Source organism: Bacteroides sp. 2_2_4, assembly GCF_000157055.1.
In the GTDB taxonomy this organism is placed as follows: domain Bacteria; phylum Bacteroidota; class Bacteroidia; order Bacteroidales; family Bacteroidaceae; genus Bacteroides; species Bacteroides ovatus.
This window is the reverse complement of record NZ_EQ973385.1, coordinates 1-565: the sequence shown is the minus strand read 5'-3', so window position 1 is coordinate 565 and position 565 is coordinate 1. Positions and strand designations below refer to the sequence as shown.

The following is a 565-nucleotide window of genomic DNA, read 5'->3' as shown; positions in this document are numbered from 1 at the left end:
TGTTTTTATTTGGTCCAAACATGCCGCCTTGCTGCTTGATAATATTCATTCTGACGAGTTCTAACTTGGCTTCATTGCACCGTTTGACAGGTAACTTTGTAATCTCGCTAAGTTGAGAATCGGTGATTCTGTCCATTGGTTTATTCCACCCATAGGTTTTACGCAGAATGGCAAGCAGGCACTTTAAACTGTCGCTTGGTCAGATCTTTAGCTGTCTTGGTTTGCCCAAAGCGCATTGCATAATCTTTCAGGGTTATGCGTTGTTCCATACAACCTCCTTAGTACATGCAACCATTATCACCGCCAGAGGTAAAATAGTCAACACGCACGGTGTTAGATATTTATCCCTTGCGGTGATAGATTTAACGTATGAGCACAAAAAAGAAACCATTAACACAAGAGCAGCTTGAGGACGCACGTCGCCTTAAAGCAATTTATGAAAAAAAGAAAAATGAACTTGGCTTATCCCAGGAATCTGTCGCAGACAAGATGGGGATGGGGCAGTCAGGCGTTGGTGCTTTATTTAATGGCATCAATGCATTAAATGCTTATAACGCCGCATTGC

Annotated in this window: 1 protein-coding gene and 1 pseudogene; one reads left to right on the top strand and one right to left on the bottom strand. The window is 42.3% G+C overall.

The window, feature by feature from the left end; all coding sequences use genetic code 11:
• Positions 1 to 206: pseudogene (locus BSCG_RS00210) on the bottom strand (replication protein); the annotation flags it as partial.
• 163 nt (positions 207 to 369) lie between these two features.
• Between BSCG_RS00210 and BSCG_RS00215 the strand changes: the two are divergent.
• Positions 370 to 565: helix-turn-helix domain-containing protein (locus tag BSCG_RS00215; RefSeq protein WP_008777652.1), on the top strand; the 196-nt coding region annotated here is incomplete at its 3' end.